Below are 16,273 nucleotides of genomic sequence, written 5' to 3'. Positions count from 1 at the left end.
CCGCCCCGACGATCGTGACAAGTCGGAGCGGCCAAAGGAGTGTTAAAATCCTCCATTAGCCCTCTGGACTGGGTGTATCAGTCTCGCGGGTTAGCTGCCCTCGGTTGCTCTAACAGCCTTGGGCGGCGACAGACTAGATTTTTTGGGCGATCGGACGACCTTCTCGCGACGAAAAGATGTCCTTGATTTGAGAGAATATCTGGAATTTTGATTCTCGTCAAGTAGAGGCTGAAGTAATCTTGTGGTGAGTACTTTTGCTTATTGATATCCCGCTGCTTGCAGTCCAAACAGATAGGCGTAGCGTCCTTTGGCTTCTACTAAGTCGCTGTGGGTGCCTTGTTCGACGATTTCGCCTGCCGACAGCACCATGATTTTGTCAGCCATTCTGACCGTAGAGAAGCGGTGAGAAATCAAAATTGCCATCTGGTTGGGGGTCATGGCGCGAAAGCGATCGAAGATTTGCACTTCTGATTCGGCATCCATTGCAGAGGTCGGCTCGTCTAAGATCAACAGGTCGGCGCTGGTTCGCATGAAGGCCCGTGAGAGCGCGACTTTTTGCCACTGTCCGCCCGAAAGTTCGCGTCCGCTTTTGAACCATCGTCCCAGGCGAGTTTGGAAGCCTTCAGGCATTTCTTCAATAAACGGAAGCGCGTTGCCTTTGTCAGCAGCTTGATGCCAGCGATCGCTATCTTCCAGATGAACGACATCACCAACGCCAACGTTTTCGCCAACGCTAAATTGATACCGCATGAAATTTTGAAAGATCACGCCGATGCGTTTTTGGAGAACGTCAACATCCCAGATTTGTAAATCCAAGCCGTCGAGCAAAATTCGCCCAGAGTCAGGGGTGTAGAGTCTTGTCAGCAGTTTAATCAGCGTTGTTTTACCAGAACCATTTTCACCCACGATCGCCAGCTTTTCTCCTGGCTTGAGATGAAAGGTTACGTCGTCGATCGCTCGTTTTTCTTGACCGGGATAGGTGAAACTGACATTCTCAAATCGCAGCCCATCACCGGGAATTGTGCCCTGGGTGGAAAGTCCTTGAGGATGAGGAATTTTTTGTTCTAAAAACTCGTACAGATTCGAGAGATACAAACTATCTTCATACATCCCGCCAATCGAACTCAATATCGACGCGAACGCAGATTGACCCTGACGGAATACGACAAGATACATGGTTAATTCACCCAGGGTAATGCGACCGAGAATGGTTTCGATCACAATCCAGACATACGCACCGTAAAAGGCAGTTGTACTAACGAGACTGAGTAGATAACTCCAAACCCCGCGCCGAATAGTCAGATCACGGTCTTCACCAAACAGACGATTGAAAATCGCGTGGTAGCGATCGAGCAGCGTTTCACCCAACTGATAGAGCTTAATTTCCATCGCAGGAGCTTCGTTGGTAATCAGCCATTCTAGATAATTTTGTTCTCTCGATTCAGGCGTTCTCCAGCGAAACAACCGGAATGCCTCACCCGCAAATCGAGTCTCCGCCACAAATGCCGGAATCGCCGTCACCATCAACGCCACCACCGCCCAAATCGAAAATCGAATCAGCAAACCGCCATAGGTAATCAGCGTCAACCCTTCCTGAACGATTCCAAAAGTCCGCCCCACCAGACTCAACGGACGACTGGAAGCTTCGCGTCTGGCGCGGGTCATCTTGTCGTAAAATTCAGAGTCCTCAAAGTGAGCCATATCCAGCGTCAAAGCCTTTTCGAGAATCAGCACGTTGACCTTTTGACCGAGCAGCACCCGCAACAAGGATTGACACAAAGCAAGTCCCTGTCTGCTTCCTGCCAAAATTGCGACGGTGATGGCTTCCAATCCAAGATAGTTTAGAGCCGTCCAGCGGTCACTTTCTACCCTCGATTGAGAGGCGACAACAACAGAATCGACAATCAGTTTTCCAGCGTAAGCGACTACCGCAGGTAACAACCCAGCGATCAAAGTCAGGAACGCTAAAAGAATAGTTAATTGATGGTTGGTTGTCCAGACTAGCTCGATCGCTCGTCCACAGTATTGAAAAATTGAGAGAGATTGAGATGCGCTCTGTAACAAGCGTCTGAGTTGTTGTCGGTAATACATTCTTCCAGGATAGCGTTTGCCTTCAATCGTGAGGTCGGGGAATGAAAAATCGGGGCGATCGAGGCTGATTCAGCAGTTTATACCAGAGATGCTCATAACTTGCGGTCATGGCTTCGACCGTAAAGTGACTGACTGCTTTTTTTCTGGCTTGTTGTCCCAGTCGAATTCGCAAACGTGGATCATCTCGCAATCGTCGGAGTGAATTTACTAATCCATTAACGTCGTTCTTTTCGATCAGCATTCCTGTTTCACCATCGGTAATCGCTTCAGGCATACTTCCGACACGAGTGGCAATCACAGGGATTCCAGCTAACATTGCTTCGACCATTGCTAAGGGGAATCCTTCAGATCGAGAAGGCAGCGCCACGACATCGAATTGAGGCAAGTAAGCACGAGGATTTTCAACCCATCCCGGTAGTGTGACTCGATCGCCAATCCCCAATTCTGCTGCCAACTGTTCTAATGAGTTGCGCTGATCGCCTTCGCCTAAAATGACGACTTGGGTGTTTTCGACTTGAGCGATCGCTCCTAGCAAAATGTCATGTGCCTTCATCGCATCCAGTCGTCCAATACTGCCCACGATCATCGGTTTTCTCTGAGGTAGCGGCTTCGGTTCGCCCAAATCAGGCACCCCATTGGGAATCGAAATTACGCTATGACGACCCAGCGCATAAAAGTCCTCCATTTTTCGTGAACTCGCCTCCCCGACCGCAACGTGGGCATCGACTCTCAGAGACAGAAACCGAGTCCGCCACAGGGCGATCGCATCCGTCGTTCTCAAAGGCAACTGATCCACGCGAATCACACGAGCGTATGGAAGCAACAACGCAGCACTTAACGCCGTTAAACACGCCCAGGGAGTACAAAGATTAATGTGAATAATATCGGGACGTAATCGATTAAATGTTAGAAGATGATCCAGAAAGTTATCAGACAAGCAAATTCTAGAAGATTGAGAGCGACGATCAGCGATCGCATTCACAACCAACGACGAAACTCCCACAACCGTGATCTCAATATCCTCAGATGCGGTTGCAACCAAATGACCCAAACTGATCTCAGCCCCTCCAATACCAGCCGAATCGGTATAAACCACTACTCGCAAAGGACGATTTAACATTAGATAACGGCAGTAGAAGCGATCGTAGAACTCTCTGACATCATGGATTGATACACTTTAATATGAGAATCTACAATGCTAGACCAATCAAATTGTTGACTAAATTGATACCCACTAACACTAAGCTGATTTCTCAACTCAGAATCACAAAGCAGATTGAGTAATGCATCAGATAACTGATCAATATTGCGGGGAGCAATTGCTCTCACATTCGGCAAATCACTACGATCAATACAAGTCGCGATTACAGGCAATCGGTGCGCCATCAACGCCAGCAGAGAGCCACTTTTGAGCGTGACCCCGTGATTAAAAGGCAACACGCCAATGTCAGAAGCCGTGAGGTAATGAGAAGCCGTATCCGCATCCAAATAGCCCGTCATGTGAACGTGATTTTTTAGATCGAGTTGAGCGATCGTATCCTCTAATTTTTGCCAATAGTTTTGAGCATCACTGCCCCACAGCGCCAAACTCTCAACCCCGCCAATCAACACCAATCGCGCTTCAGGCTGAGTGACCAAAACCTTTTTGAAAGCGGGTAATAACGTTTCTAATCCTTTAACGGGATGCAGAAATCCAAAGAAAGCAATGACTTTTGAATGCTCTGTCCACTGACAAGCCTGCAATAACTGCTGACGAGCGATCGAGCGCGCAACCTTCGCCACTTCAACATTGACCCCAATGGGAATTCGATGAGTTTGAATATGTGGTAAACGCTCACTCATGACTCGTTCTGCATCTACAGTCGTGGTAATAATTACATCGCTTTGAGTGATCAAAAAGCCATCTTCACGATCCCACCAGCCCCGTTTCTGCCCCGATGTCTTCAACCATTCAACCAGCGATGTAGGAATCCATTTCGGCTGCCATTCCCACCAGCCATACTCATGAATGGTTGTTACGATCGGAGAGTGCCACCCCGATAGCCTCAACAGCAGTGGTAGTAGGAAGATGGCCCGATCGAATCCATAAGTTCCCGCAGCGTGTTGAATGTGTAAGATATCCGCCTGAGTTTGGTGAATCGCTCGAATTAAGGGAATCAGATTGCTGATATTCCAATCCTTTACAACACCTCGAATTGTCGAATCAGTTCCCGCCTCATGAGTGGTCAAAACGATCGTTTCGATTCCCCGTTCAGTCAGCGCATTTCTCAAGCGATCGGTATAGTGAGCCACGCCACAGCGATCGGGTTTGTAAGTGCCAGCAATCAGCGCAATCCGGGTCATTCTCTAGAGCGTTGTCGTTCAACTTTCGTTCATCTCATTGTGTCGGATGCATTGAGATTGCCAATCTACTTTTCGGTAGAATATTTCGCATTTTTCTGATGAGCATTGACTTTTGTAAACGTAAATTTCTAATACAAATCTTCAGTTAGAGAGAGGAGAAACCGTATCATAAGCTACAGAATAAATTTTATCGCGTTCTACAAACTTCTCGAAAACGAGGCTTTAAAAGGGCGCAACCCTGACGCTACAAAGGATCGTGTTATGCCACTAGAATCAAACTTTTGTGCCATCAATCCCTCATCCCGCGCTTGGGAAACACTTCGAGGTCGATCGGTTAGCTGTTCTCCCAGATTTACGCCCTCAATGTGGGTGAGATTGCTTAACCCGCCCACTGCATTCAGCTTTGATGAAGCGTGGCTCCTCTGTCAATCTGCCGAAAACCACTGGTTAGCCTGGATTCCTGACTATGGCGAAATCTTGCTGCACACCGACGAATTTTGCAGCCTGACAGAAGATTAAACCACCGATTAAAAAGCCCTCAAACCCTGTGTCAATGACGCACTCAATTTTTACATCTAAGGGCAATGTACTCGCGGATATGATCTGCAACTTGCTCCTGCAAATCATCGAGCAGAGATTCGAGCATTTTGACGATCGTCGTAATAGCGGCTGAAGACATAAGCTCAGGAGTCGTAAGTAATCTGGGGCAATACTTGAGAGTCATTTGTTGATTTTAAGTAGATAGGTTGCACCTGGAGAATGTAGATTTCTGTCTACTAAATTCCACAAAACTTACTGAAGTGTACTAAAACTTAGATGGGTAGAGCATTTGAGATGGCTTTGATCCTCGACCTGCAACCCCAACTGTTACACGAGGATCTTGAGACGTTGATGTATATGACGCGATCGGAGTCCTACGACTTTCAGACATCGCTTGATGATTCTTTTTTCACCGCATGTGATCAAGGATTTGATGATGAATGGAGACGAATCATTGCCAACAATCAGCATCGGATGGGAGAGGAATCTTTCTCCGAGACTTATAACCAGACTCGTCGAAGCGTTTTTCTTAACAACCAGTTGTGTTTTCGTATTCTGATTGATGATGATACATACGACAACACCTGGTGGGCGTTTTCAGAGTGGCTATTTTCAATTAGCACTAGTGAAGGATTAGTCGGCTATCTTTTGGATGTTCTGGATTTAACACGCACGGAGCCTGACCTAATCTATTTTGAGAAAGCAGGGATGACTACGATGACTACCCGATCGGTCAAAAATTGCACGATTCCCAATTCTCTGATGCACTCTATTAACGAGTTGCTAGGAGGTTCTGATAGATGAGTTTTTGCGCGAAAGTAACTAGGTCAAATGAACTTCCATACAAACCAACAATGTGGCATGATTGGCGATAGAGTCATCGAATAAGGAATATGTCTACTTATCAAGAGATTCGCCGCGAAGTTAAAAATCTTAATCCCGATGAGCAACTCCGTCTGCTAGAAGAGTTGGCTGCAATGGTGCGTCGCCGTATGCTGGTAAAACCGAAACGTAGCATTGTGGAACTAGAAGGCTTAGGAAAAGAAAATTGGCAGGGAATTGATGCTCAAGAATACGTTAACCAGGAACGTGATTCATGGGATGGCTGACTCAGCTACAAGGTAAAGTTGTTGGTTTAGATACGGCACCACTCATCTATTTGATTGAGCAAAATGAGACATATTTAAGGATTGTTCGTACCTTTTTTCAAGCAATGAGCCGGGGTGATTTTCAAGTCGTGACATCTACATTGACTTTGACAGAGGTACTGGTTCATCCACTTCGGGCGGGCAATATAGAACTTGTTGAACAGTACCGCGATATTATTCTTGATCAAGAAAGTCTAACAACAGTATCTATCTCTGCTGAGATTGCCGAAGTTGCGGCCCAGTTGAGAGCAACACGTAATTTGAGAACTCCAGACGCAATTCAGGTTGCAACTGCTATACGAGAAGGTGCTACGTTTTTCTTAACGAATGATAGGCGCTTAAGTACTGTCCCAGATTTAGAAGTTTTAGTTTTGAATGAGCTTCTGAGTAAATAGACACTCAACTGGGACGTTAATCTGGAGTTCTAAAGAGCATGAAATCACGCTTCAAATCACGCTTGTCTTTTTGGTTGAGTCGTCCTTTAAGAAAAACATTATCTGGACTGCAAACTCAACAGGCTGATCTCGCAGATCTTTACTTTTGTTATCGACTTTTGTTAGGGCGAAAAGCAGACGCAGAAGGGTGGCAGGCGTGGTCTAAAAATGTCGCTTCAGGAATGTTGATCGACGAGCTTGTCAAAGGCTTTTTAGAGTCTCAAGAATTTCGCAAAAAGCAGACGCTCAGATCAAAAGATCGCATTGTGACGAATGATTTTGTTCTCTATGTCGATCCGGATGATTCTCCGGTTGCAAATGCAATTTCTCAACATCATTCTCAAGATCATTCCCAACAAAAGTATGAGCCTCATGTAACAACAACTCTGCAAAATATTTTGCAACCTGATCATGTTTTTGTCGATGTGGGGTGCAATATTGGCTGGTTTGTTTTGATCGCAGCTTCCAAATTGAAAAAGGGGAAAGTAATTGGATTTGAGCCAAACCAAAATTGCCTACAACTTCTCTATCGCAGCCTTCATGAAAATGAGTTTGAGAATGTGGTGATCTTTCCGTATGCGGCAACGGATAAACATAAGCTTTTGCAACTGAGTGGTCATGCTGCTTATGGATTTGTTCATTCAGTTGATGAGTCTGATGCTGACTATGTGCAAGGAGTGGCGATCGAGACTCTACTCCAGCACGAACCCAAAATTGATGTTGTAAAAATGGATATCGAAGGTCATGAACCGATCGCTCTTCAAGGCATGACAGAAACTTTGCATAAACACAAACCGATCGTCATTTCTGAGTTTCATCCCAAGTTGATTCAATCTTCTGGAAACGGGCAGCCTCAAGAATATTTAGACACACTTGCCAGGTTGGGATATCAACTTTCGGTGATTGAGCTTTCTGGCAACTTAAAAGCAATGAATGAGCCATCTGAAGTGATGAATTATTGGCATCAGATTAACCAAAAATTTGGAACCGGAGATACGATGCATCTGGATATCTTGGCAACCGCGATCGCTTAATTAAAGATTAGGTCGAGCCTTTCTTGAGACGATTTGAGCGATTGATCGGGAGAACTGCGTCCCATTAACGTGGCTTCGATCGCTCGTCCTAAATTATCTGAGATGCGATTGTAACCCGGAAAAATTGGGCGCGATCGTCCATACTTTGCTTGATTTAAAAACACATCGACGGCGGGCTGTTTGGCTTTGAATTCCTGGTAAGCAGCACTCTCGCGAGATTTTAGATTGATGGGCAAATAGCCAGTGCCGATCGCCCATTCGGTTTGAAAGGCTTCGCTCATCACGTATTCGGCGAAGGTGAAGGCGGCTCGTTCTCGATCAGGTGTCGATTTAAAGAGAAACAGATTTTCGCCCCCGATCGCCGTTGCCTGTCGAGTTCCCGATGGAATGGGCATCACGCCAAAATCCGTTTTCGTCGCTTGCAGTTGTCCCAGTGTCCAGGGCCCGGAAATCTGCATGGCCACTTTGCCTGCCAAAAAGCCATCCAACTCATAGCCGCGCTCTGGTTGCGAAAGAATAGCCGAACCGTCTTGAATCAAGTCACGCCAAAATTGCAGCGCTGCGATCGCGCCTTTATTGACGATCGTCACATCCTCTTTGATGACCGAGCCTGTGTTGTTGGGAGTACCCGATTGAACTTCTGTTTTCTCAATCAACTCGCCGCCACCGCTCCACATAAACGGCAACCAGGTAAAGACGCTCCATTCCCCTTTGCCCAATGGCAGCAGCATTCCGTGTTGATCAACTCGTCCGTCGCTGTCGGTGTCACGAGTTAGCCGCCTCGCCACCTGACGAAACTCATCCCAGGTTTTGGGTAGCTCCGTAATACCCGCCGCCTTGAACAAACTAGGACGATAATAAATCCCGACATTGTTGGTGCTAAAAGGAATCGACCAATTTTGTCCCTGATAATTCATCGTTTCAAAAAGGGCGCGATCGAGTTCTCCTTTGAGTGGTGAAGTCGCGAGAAAATCATCCAACGGGCGCAGCGCATCCAATTCGACCAACTGACCTGTCAACATGGGCGCAAACCAGAGCATATCCGGGGCAGCATTTCCCACCACAGCCGCGAGAATTTTGGGCATTTGCTGATCGCCCTGACCCACGTAAATCGATTCAACCTGAATATCAGAATGCTGCTGATTAAACTTGTCCACCAGCTTTTGCAAAACATCTCGATTGGGAGGCGGATTCACCCCTTGCCAAAGCGTGAGTTGAATTGCAGAGGATTGTAAAGCTGAATGACCCTCGCAGCTCGTCAGCAGTAAGCTCAAAAATAAGCAAGCAACCAGCCCAATCAAACAACGCTGCATGATTTGAATCATTGTTTTGAATCCCTCGCCCGCGCCAATCTCTATCTTACGGGAGTCAGTTTAGCGCTCGATCGCTTCGATAATCTAAATACCTCACTATTTGGAAAGATTTCCTGATGAGAAAACTGCTTTCTGGTCTTTCAGTTTTGGCTTTGATGCTGTTGGCTAGCTGTCGATCGACGCAAAAAAATGCAGCGATCGAAATTACTTTAAGCGGTTGGCAAAGCAATCCGGCTGAGTCACGACTATTAGAACAGGTGATTGATCAATTTGAGAAAAAATACCCTAATATTCGAGTCAAGCGAGAAGTCATCAACAGTCAATATATGGATGTGATCAAAACTCGTTTGATTGGAGATGTGGCTCCAGATGTATTTTATTTAGATTCATTTGAAGCTCCTTTACTGATGAAATATGAAGTACTAGAGCCGTTAGATTTGTATATTACACCTGAACATAATATCAAAGATTTTGAATCATCTTTAATGAATGCTTTTAAGCAAAATGACAAAATCTATGGCATTCCTAAAGACTTTTCCACACTCGCTCTTTTCTATAATCAAGCTGCTCTTTCTCAAGCAAACATTGCGCCTCCTAAAACCTGGAATGAATTAATTCAAAAGTCTAAAAGACTGACGATCGACCAAAATAAGGACGGCAGAATCGATCAATATGGAATGGGAGTCGCTCCAGAACTTGCAAGGCAGTCTTTTATGATCAAAGCTTTTGGTGGCAAGCTAGTAGATCAGAAAAACTACGCTGCATTCGCCGCCCCAGAAGGCTTGAAAGGATTGCAATTAGTGGTAGACCAGTATCGAAACGATCGCTCTGCCGCTCAACCGTCTGATGTGGGAGCAAACTCGAATAGTGAGGGATTTGGACAAGGGAAAATTGTGATGGCGATCGAGGGTGCCTGGGCAATTCCCTACTTTCGAGAAACCTTTCCTAACTTAAAGTTTGCGACCGCAGAAGTGCCGACAATTAATGGTAAAAAAGGCACAATGGCGTACACGGTTGCCTATGTGATGAATCGCCAATCAAAACACAAAGAAGCTGCCTGGAAACTGATCGAATATTTGACCAGCCCAGAGGGAATGAAAGCATCAGGTAATCAGGGGTTTGCATTGCCATCGCGTCGATCGGTCTTAACTGAGTTGGGATACGATCGCGATCCTCTTTATGCGCCTCTAGTCGCCGGAGCCAAATACGCCACCATCTGGCAAGCAGGCGAAACTTTGCCCACAATTCTCACCAATTTCGACAATCAATTCATTAGCGCTTTGTTGGGAGAGCAATCATTACCTGATGCGATGAAAAAAGCTCAAGATACCGCGAATCGAGAAATTTATTTATCAAACTAGTGATGCTAAAAAAACACTTCTGGAACAAACAAAGTTCGAGAGAAGGCGTGACGGGCTATGTTTTTATGATGCCTACGATCGTCATTTTAGGTATCTTTTTAGTCTTACCGATTCTCTACACGATCGTACTCGCATCTCACAGAGTTCAACTTTTGGGTGAGGTGAGTTACCGATTTAATGGATTGAGAAATTTTGTACGAATGGGAAGCGATGAGCGAGTCTGGATCGCTTTACAAAATACGGTTGAATATGTGGCGATCGTCGTTCCAATTCAGACGCTACTTGCCCTTAGTTTAGCTTTAGCATTGAATACAAAAATCAAAGGAAAAAGTTGGTTTCGGGTAGCCTTCTTTTTACCAACCGTAACTTCTTCAGCCGTCCTGACACTGATTTTTATGTGGATTTATAATACGAATGGCTTACTAAATAGCTTCCTTGGCTTATTCGGAATTTCTGCGTACAACTGGCTAGGCGATCCAGAAGTGGCGCTCAAGGGAATCATGATCATGAACATTTGGTCAACGGCACCTCTGTTTATGGTGATTTATCTAGCAGCCCTTCAAGATATTCCAGAAAGTTTATATGAGGCAGCCGTGATTGATGGCGCGACACCCTGGGAAAAATTTTGGTGCATCACACTTCCCTTTTTGAAACCTGTTACTTTTTTTGTGATTGTAATGGGAGTAATTGGGACGTTTCAATTATTTGATCAGTCTTATATCTTCTCTAATGGCTCAGGCGGGCCGAATAATGCAACCTTGACGATCGTGCTTCTAATCTACCAATACGCCTTCAAAAACTTGGATATGGGCTACGCATTAGCGCTGACGTTAATGTTAGCTTTTGTGATTATGAGTGTGACTTTAATTCAAAGAACGCTGTTCAAAGAAGAAAGCTTAGATTAGGTGAAAAAATGATGCGATCGCTAAGGTCAAACTGGCTTCTCTATGCAGGATTAGTCCTCTATACGGTGATTACGTTCATTCCATTCACCTGGGCGTTGTCTGCCTCGTTCAAGTCGTTGGCAGAGATCTCGGCGGGGGGCGCTAACTTTATCCCACAGGAGTTTACGATCGAGAATTATCAGAAAATCTTCACACAAGAGCCTTTATTTGGAAGATGGCTCTTCAACAGTGTCTTAGTAGCAGTGATTGTAACAATCTTCAATCTACTATTTAATTCAATGTCAGGATATGCCCTAGCGAGAATTCATTTTCCAGGTAGAAAATGGTGGTTTTTTCTGATTTTGGCGGTCTTAGTAGTCCCCGGTCAGATTACATTACTCCCCAAGTTTTTGATTTTAAAATCCTTCGGATGGCTTAATTCTTATCAAGGATTAATTGTTCCCACTTTAGTCAATGCCACCTTTATTTTTATGATGCGTCAGTTCTTTCTCAACTTTCCCAAAGAATTAGAAGAAGCGGCCGCATTGGATGGATTAAACCGTTTTGAAACCTTTTTTCAAGTCGTTTTACCGCTTGCAAAACCTGCTTTAGCGGCTCAAACAATTTTCATTTTCATGAGTTCCTGGAACGAATTTCTCTTACCGCTTGTCGTCATGTCTAACCCAGAAATGTTCACGCTACCGTTAGGGCTAAATGCTTTTAAGGGGGAATATATTACTTATTGGAACTACATCATGGCCGCCTCAATGGTGTTTACCCTTCCCGCTCTGGCAATCTACGCCTTTTTTAATCGCTACTTTATTCAAGGAGTCACCTTTACAGGTGGAAAATAAGAACCCTTTGATCGCAATTTTTGTCTATTCTATAAATCGAGCGACTTTCTTACATTTTCAATCAGGCATTCTCAATCAGGTATGGCAGGACATAGCAAATGGGCAAACATCAAGCGGCAAAAAGCCAGAGTCGATGCCGTCAAAGGGAAAGTGTTTACCAAAATCTCACGGGAAATCATCGTCGCTGCGCGGAGTGGCGTTCCTGATCCAGCTAGCAACTTTCAACTGAGAACGGCGATCGACAAAGCCAAAGCCGCAGGCATTCCCAATGACAACATCGATCGCGCGATCGCCAAAGGTGCAGGCAAACTCGGCTCAGACGCACCGTTGGAAGCGATCCGCTACGAAGGATATGGGTCAGGGGGAGTCGCTGTCTTAATCGAAGCCCTGACTGACAACCGCAACCGCACTGCCGCCGAACTACGGATCTCCTTTAGCAAAAATGGCGGCAACCTGGGCGAAACAGGCTGTGTCGGCTGGATGTTTGAGCAAAAAGGCGTGGTAGAAGTTTCCTTCGCGCTACAAAAATCGGGACGAGGGCGCGACTCCTTGCGGGTAACTCAGAGAGATCGTTCCCCTCACCCAGAACCTCTCAACGAAGATGAATTTCTCGAAGCCTGCCTCGAAGGAGGAGCCGAAACCTACGACCTGATTGACACCGAAGACGGAAAAGTTGCCGAAGTTTTCACGCAGGTCGAAAATCTCGAAACCTTGAGCCAAACCCTCAAAACCAAGCACTACACTGTCACTCAAGTCGAACTGCGCTGGATTCCGCAAAACACGATGGAGGTCACCGATCCAGACCAGGCACGATCGCTCCTCAAACTGATGGAGGCGCTCGAAGACCTTGACGACGTTCAGAGCGTCACCGCAAACTTTGAGATGGCAGACGACCTGATCGCCCTGAGCATCGTGTAGACCTGCAAAAGAAAATCCCCGGAGCAACCAGGATGCCCCCATCCAAGCTGTCTCCGAGGAGTCTGTGCTCTATTCGTCTACTAGGATAGGCTTCCTTTCCCAGGTTCCCCTTCCTCCAAGTGGGTGGACTTATGAGGTGATAGTTAGTTATGAATCGACAGAACTCTCAGTTTCATCGATCGCAACCCTAAATCGCAGAATTAATTGTGCCGTCGATCGCGTTCACCGCCTTACTGCAATGAGAAGAACGATCGCGTCGTCATCGCTGGTTGTTTTAACTATCTGTCACATCTTTAATGTGAATTCGATGAGAGTTTTTTCGCTTCGTTGTTCACAGCTTCTGCCCCCCAAGCTGCCAATTTTGGGGCACTTTCAGAGAGGAATTCTGGTTCAAAGTCCCTCACTCGTGGGTGATTTAGGGGGCGTGCCTGGATCTAAAAGCGAAGCGAAGCGTTCATCGAACTGACGTATCTTTAAATGGATATCAACAGTTCTGTTGCGCCAAGTTTGCAAAAAAATTCCTCAAAGAAACCTGGGATGCCCCCATCCAAACTTTCTCTGAGGAGTCTGTGCTCTATTCATTTACTAGAATATAGTTCCAAACAGACTTTCACCTCCTCCAGAAGGGTCGCCTGACTGGGTGATTTGGACTATCTAAGGCGCAACTTTAGAACTGTCAGTGCCCAATAGTTCGGCGATCGCTTGGTGCTCGGCGGGGGGATGAGAGGGCAGTTGTTGACGCGCATCAGTAATCAGCCAGTCAAGAGAAGCGGCTTGTACGTCGATCGTGGCACCCGTCTTATCAACGCAATACCGACCATAAACCAGCTTATCGACTAACCGAACGCCCGGCCCAAGCCGAGAATATTCAAAAATCACGCTGTTATCGACGGTTGCTCCACTACAGACCCAGCAGTTTGGCCCAATCATCGTCGGCCCAACAATCTTGGCCCCATCCTCGATACAGGTCATGCTGCCAATATAGACTGGGCCCTGAATGTCAACTTTGTCCCAATTGACCGAGACATTTAGCCCCGTGTAAATCCCTGGAGCAACTTCATGCCCTGGAATCGCCACATTTTTGACTTCACCCTTCAAGACGCTGCGAATCGCGTGCCAGTAGTCAGGGACTTTGCCAATATCGACCCATTCAAAATCCATCGGCAACCCATAAAAGGGCGCATTCATCTCCACCAGTTTGGGAAAAAGCTCTCCTCCAATGTCGTATTCTTGCCCCGATGGAATGTAGTCCAGGATTTCGGGTTCAAAAATATAGATCCCAGTGTTGATATTGGTGCTGAGGGCTTCTTCGATCGACGGTTTTTCCTGAAAAGCTTTGATCTTGCCGTCTTCGTCGGTCACCACTACTCCATAGCTCGGCACTTCTTCGAGGGGAACGGTTTTCATAATCACGGTGGCGATCGATCCCTTCTCTCGGTGCCACTTCACCGCAGCCGTCAAGTCCAGGTCGATCAAAGCGTCGCCACAGAGCACCACAAAGGTATCGTCAAAAAACGGGGAGAAATCCTGAATCTTTTTCATGCCGCCCGCCGAACCGACCGCCTCGCCAACCAGTTCGCCATCGACAATTCGCCCTTCAAACGAGTAGCCAATCTGCACCCCAAAGCGCTGCCCGTCTCGAAAATAGCTTTCGATCTCGTAGGCTAAGTGGCTCACATTTACCATGATTTCGTCAAACCCGTGTTGACGAAGCAACTCAAGCAGAAACTCCATCACAGGCTTTTGCAGAATGGGAATCATGGGCTTGGGAGTCGTATACGTAATCGGACGAACCCGCGTACCCTTCCCGGCCGCCAGAATCATGGCTTTCATAGATCTTTTTCTCTCAACCCTACACCATCAAAATGCAATCAGAAATCTCGCGATCGAGGTCTCTTTCCAACTATTCACAAACTACTGTTTTAGCAGAGTCCAAAAAAATGTCATCGACCAAACCAGTCTTGTCGTGAATATAACGATTCTCGCTCAAATTCGACACCGCCTAAAGACCGAACCCTCAACAGTATGCGCCGAGAAGGTTTCTCGCTGCTCCAGTTTGGGATAAGGCTGCCCAAGTGCAGGTGAAAACGCAGAATCGTGTAACCTTGCCAACCTTAACGTACGCCGACAGGTTTCGTCGATTGGCTGATTGTAAATTGTTGGTGTTAGATTGCTGACATCAAAATAAAACAGGGTGGTGAAGTTTTTTTCTTCGTGGTTTTTATTTTGCGGTTTGGCGCTTCTGCTCCTTGCTGTGGAGAACTTTAAACCAAGATTTCTAATTCAAATCGCTCAAGGGCTAATCGGACAAAATACTGCTGGATAGGTCACTTAATTCTGATCCTCCCAGTAAGAGAGACTTGACTTTGAGATCTTGATAAAACTCTTCTTGAGCAAGCTCGACTTTAGATTGGGCAGACAACAGCAGCAGCGCCCAAAACACGCCCACTCGCTCATGATTGGGGTGAGAAGCATGGGCGGCTTCATCGGGATCAGAAGGACGCTGGGCCTTGAGGGCCACCCAAAATTCTAAAACCAGGTCAAAATCGATCCAGTCTTTGCCCTGTGCGACATCCGTCCAGTGTTCGAGAAAAAACTGCTCGATCGCCACTGCCATTTCTGAGAGATTTTCCTGGTGGGCAAGGGCGGCGATCGCTTTGACGGCCTGCGATCGAGTTTGTTTTTTTGGGCGACGAATGGCAGAACGTGGGGCTTTGTCCTCCAGCGCTTCGGCAATCAGTTGTAGCTGGTCGATTAGTTCTTTAAGCGTGACTCGACGGTTTCGAGGCGGTTGGGCCACGGCTCTACGTCGTAGCTGACGTTCTAGATTAAGCGGTAGGGCGTTCCCATTCAGGTCGGCTCCTTCCAAGAAGTCTTCTTCATACTCCGATTCAGCGAGCGGTTCAGGTTGAGTAATGCTGTCTGCTTTGAGCAACAACAACATAGATGCATAGAGAAACGCCTGCCCCGACTGTGAAAGATTGGATTCGTACTGTTCTCGTCCGCTCGCCGTGGGTGCCAACTCACTTAAGAAGCGATCGATGACATCAATCACCTTCACATCCCAGGGGTCAATTTCTCCCCGTTCTGCCAGGTCAATCAGGAGGGCGATCGCGTCCTGTGCTAAAGAGAGGGTCATAGGGGAAGGGATGAGGGATGAAAGCTGAATGGTCTTATGGTGGCACGATTGTAGCGAATTGGTCACTTGATTTTGATCTGCACAAAGTAGGCGGCCGCCAGCAGAATAAACACCAGCAGCACACCAGGCACCCAAAGACTCCACAAACTACCCGGATCAACTAGCTTCATCCCTCATCCCTCATCCCTCATCCCTCATCCCTCATCCCTCATCC

General features: G+C 46.6%; 15 protein-coding genes. 9 read left to right on the top strand and 6 right to left on the bottom strand.

Annotated features, from left to right (window positions below):
* Nucleotides 1-258 precede the first annotated feature (258 nt).
* The 3 genes from ACJ2PR_RS02705 to ACJ2PR_RS02695 are packed head-to-tail and all read right to left on the bottom strand — an operon-like array spanning nt 259 to nt 4,434.
* Nucleotides 259-2,091, bottom strand: coding sequence for an ABC transporter ATP-binding protein (locus ACJ2PR_RS02705; protein ID WP_446875811.1), 1,833 nt, complete (start codon nt 2,089-2,091; stop codon nt 259-261).
* Nucleotides 2,092-2,113: 22 nt separating this feature from the next.
* Nucleotides 2,114-3,211, bottom strand: coding sequence for a glycosyltransferase (locus ACJ2PR_RS02700; protein ID WP_446875810.1), 1,098 nt, complete (start codon nt 3,209-3,211; stop codon nt 2,114-2,116).
* Nucleotides 3,211-4,434 carry a glycosyltransferase gene (locus ACJ2PR_RS02695; RefSeq protein WP_446875809.1) on the bottom strand — a complete coding sequence of 408 codons (1,224 nt, stop codon included), beginning with the start codon at nt 4,432-4,434 and terminating at the stop codon, nt 3,211-3,213. The genes ACJ2PR_RS02700 and ACJ2PR_RS02695 overlap by 1 nt, the downstream gene beginning before the upstream one ends.
* 261 nt (nt 4,435-4,695) lie before the next feature.
* Here ACJ2PR_RS02695 and ACJ2PR_RS02690 point away from each other — a divergent pair, with 261 nt between their 5' ends.
* From ACJ2PR_RS02690 to ACJ2PR_RS02670, 5 genes are all read left to right on the top strand, one after another.
* Nucleotides 4,696-4,953, top strand: coding sequence for a hypothetical protein (locus tag ACJ2PR_RS02690; RefSeq protein WP_446875808.1), 258 nt, complete (start codon nt 4,696-4,698; stop codon nt 4,951-4,953).
* Nucleotides 4,954-5,268: 315 nt separating this feature from the next.
* Nucleotides 5,269-5,778, top strand: a complete 510-nt coding sequence (locus ACJ2PR_RS02685; protein ID WP_446856219.1) for a hypothetical protein — start codon at nt 5,269-5,271, stop codon at nt 5,776-5,778.
* Nucleotides 5,779-5,867: 89 nt separating this feature from the next.
* Nucleotides 5,868-6,083, top strand: coding sequence for a hypothetical protein (locus tag ACJ2PR_RS02680; protein WP_446875807.1), 216 nt, complete (start codon nt 5,868-5,870; stop codon nt 6,081-6,083).
* Nucleotides 6,071-6,517 carry a type II toxin-antitoxin system VapC family toxin gene (locus ACJ2PR_RS02675; protein ID WP_446875806.1) on the top strand — a complete coding sequence of 149 codons (447 nt, stop codon included), beginning with the start codon at nt 6,071-6,073 and terminating at the stop codon, nt 6,515-6,517. Before ACJ2PR_RS02680 ends, ACJ2PR_RS02675 begins: the two co-directional genes overlap by 13 nt.
* Before the next feature lie 38 nt (nt 6,518-6,555).
* Entirely contained in the window at nt 6,556-7,590 is a 1,035-nt protein-coding gene (locus ACJ2PR_RS02670; protein ID WP_446875805.1) for an FkbM family methyltransferase, read from the top strand.
* On the opposite strand, the gene ACJ2PR_RS02665 is transcribed toward ACJ2PR_RS02670, so the two are convergent.
* Nucleotides 7,587-8,915 (bottom strand): ABC transporter substrate-binding protein, encoded by a 1,329-nt coding sequence (locus ACJ2PR_RS02665; RefSeq protein WP_446875804.1) that lies wholly within the window; start codon nt 8,913-8,915, stop codon nt 7,587-7,589. The two genes, ACJ2PR_RS02670 and ACJ2PR_RS02665, sit on opposite strands and share 4 nt — an antisense overlap.
* A gap of 104 nt (nt 8,916-9,019) precedes the next feature.
* On the opposite strand from ACJ2PR_RS02665, the gene ACJ2PR_RS02660 reads away from it, so the two are divergent.
* The 4 genes from ACJ2PR_RS02660 (at nt 9,020) to ACJ2PR_RS02645 (ending at nt 12,920) form a co-directional block, all read left to right on the top strand.
* The gene (locus tag ACJ2PR_RS02660; protein WP_446875803.1) at nt 9,020-10,264 is read left to right on the top strand and encodes an ABC transporter substrate-binding protein; all 1,245 of its coding nucleotides are present in this window, start codon (nt 9,020-9,022) and stop codon (nt 10,262-10,264) included.
* A gap of 2 nt (nt 10,265-10,266) precedes the next feature.
* Nucleotides 10,267-11,169: a carbohydrate ABC transporter permease gene (locus tag ACJ2PR_RS02655; protein WP_446875802.1), complete on the top strand. Its 903-nt coding sequence runs from the start codon at nt 10,267-10,269 to the stop codon at nt 11,167-11,169.
* An 8-nt stretch (nt 11,170-11,177) separates the two neighbouring features.
* A complete protein-coding gene (locus ACJ2PR_RS02650; RefSeq protein ID WP_446875801.1) occupies nt 11,178-12,002 on the top strand; it encodes a carbohydrate ABC transporter permease in 825 nt (274 codons plus the stop codon).
* Nucleotides 12,003-12,083: 81 nt separating this feature from the next.
* Nucleotides 12,084-12,920: a YebC/PmpR family DNA-binding transcriptional regulator gene (locus ACJ2PR_RS02645; protein ID WP_446875800.1), complete on the top strand. Its 837-nt coding sequence runs from the start codon at nt 12,084-12,086 to the stop codon at nt 12,918-12,920.
* Nucleotides 12,921-13,574: 654 nt separating this feature from the next.
* Here ACJ2PR_RS02645 and ACJ2PR_RS02640 read toward each other — a convergent pair.
* Together ACJ2PR_RS02640 and ACJ2PR_RS02635 are read right to left on the bottom strand one after the other, a co-directional pair.
* A complete protein-coding gene (locus ACJ2PR_RS02640; RefSeq protein ID WP_446856210.1) occupies nt 13,575-14,753 on the bottom strand; it encodes a sugar phosphate nucleotidyltransferase in 1,179 nt (392 codons plus the stop codon).
* Nucleotides 14,754-15,219: 466 nt separating this feature from the next.
* Nucleotides 15,220-16,059 (bottom strand): segregation/condensation protein A, encoded by an 840-nt coding sequence (locus ACJ2PR_RS02635; RefSeq protein WP_446871109.1) that lies wholly within the window; start codon nt 16,057-16,059, stop codon nt 15,220-15,222.
* Between the last annotated feature and the right edge of the window lie 214 nt (nt 16,060-16,273).

The sequence above is a fragment of the Phormidesmis sp. 146-33 genome (assembly GCF_052939515.1).
This window is presented reverse-complemented; position numbering and strand designations above follow the sequence as displayed.

Coding starts and splice junctions, on each gene's coding strand:
- ACJ2PR_RS02705 (WP_446875811.1), bottom strand. CDS start 2,091: ATGTATTACCGACAACAACTCAGACGCTTGTTACAGAGCGCATCTCAA.
- ACJ2PR_RS02700 (WP_446875810.1), bottom strand. CDS start 3,211: ATGTTAAATCGTCCTTTGCGAGTAGTGGTTTATACCGATTCGGCTGGT.
- ACJ2PR_RS02695 (WP_446875809.1), bottom strand. CDS start 4,434: ATGACCCGGATTGCGCTGATTGCTGGCACTTACAAACCCGATCGCTGT.
- ACJ2PR_RS02690 (WP_446875808.1), top strand. CDS start 4,696: ATGCCACTAGAATCAAACTTTTGTGCCATCAATCCCTCATCCCGCGCT.
- ACJ2PR_RS02685 (WP_446856219.1), top strand. CDS start 5,269: ATGGCTTTGATCCTCGACCTGCAACCCCAACTGTTACACGAGGATCTT.
- ACJ2PR_RS02680 (WP_446875807.1), top strand. CDS start 5,868: ATGTCTACTTATCAAGAGATTCGCCGCGAAGTTAAAAATCTTAATCCC.
- ACJ2PR_RS02675 (WP_446875806.1), top strand. CDS start 6,071: ATGGGATGGCTGACTCAGCTACAAGGTAAAGTTGTTGGTTTAGATACG.
- ACJ2PR_RS02670 (WP_446875805.1), top strand. CDS start 6,556: ATGAAATCACGCTTCAAATCACGCTTGTCTTTTTGGTTGAGTCGTCCT.
- ACJ2PR_RS02665 (WP_446875804.1), bottom strand. CDS start 8,915: ATGATTCAAATCATGCAGCGTTGTTTGATTGGGCTGGTTGCTTGCTTA.
- ACJ2PR_RS02660 (WP_446875803.1), top strand. CDS start 9,020: ATGAGAAAACTGCTTTCTGGTCTTTCAGTTTTGGCTTTGATGCTGTTG.
- ACJ2PR_RS02655 (WP_446875802.1), top strand. CDS start 10,267: ATGCTAAAAAAACACTTCTGGAACAAACAAAGTTCGAGAGAAGGCGTG.
- ACJ2PR_RS02650 (WP_446875801.1), top strand. CDS start 11,178: ATGATGCGATCGCTAAGGTCAAACTGGCTTCTCTATGCAGGATTAGTC.
- ACJ2PR_RS02645 (WP_446875800.1), top strand. CDS start 12,084: ATGGCAGGACATAGCAAATGGGCAAACATCAAGCGGCAAAAAGCCAGA.
- ACJ2PR_RS02640 (WP_446856210.1), bottom strand. CDS start 14,753: ATGAAAGCCATGATTCTGGCGGCCGGGAAGGGTACGCGGGTTCGTCCG.
- ACJ2PR_RS02635 (WP_446871109.1), bottom strand. CDS start 16,059: ATGACCCTCTCTTTAGCACAGGACGCGATCGCCCTCCTGATTGACCTG.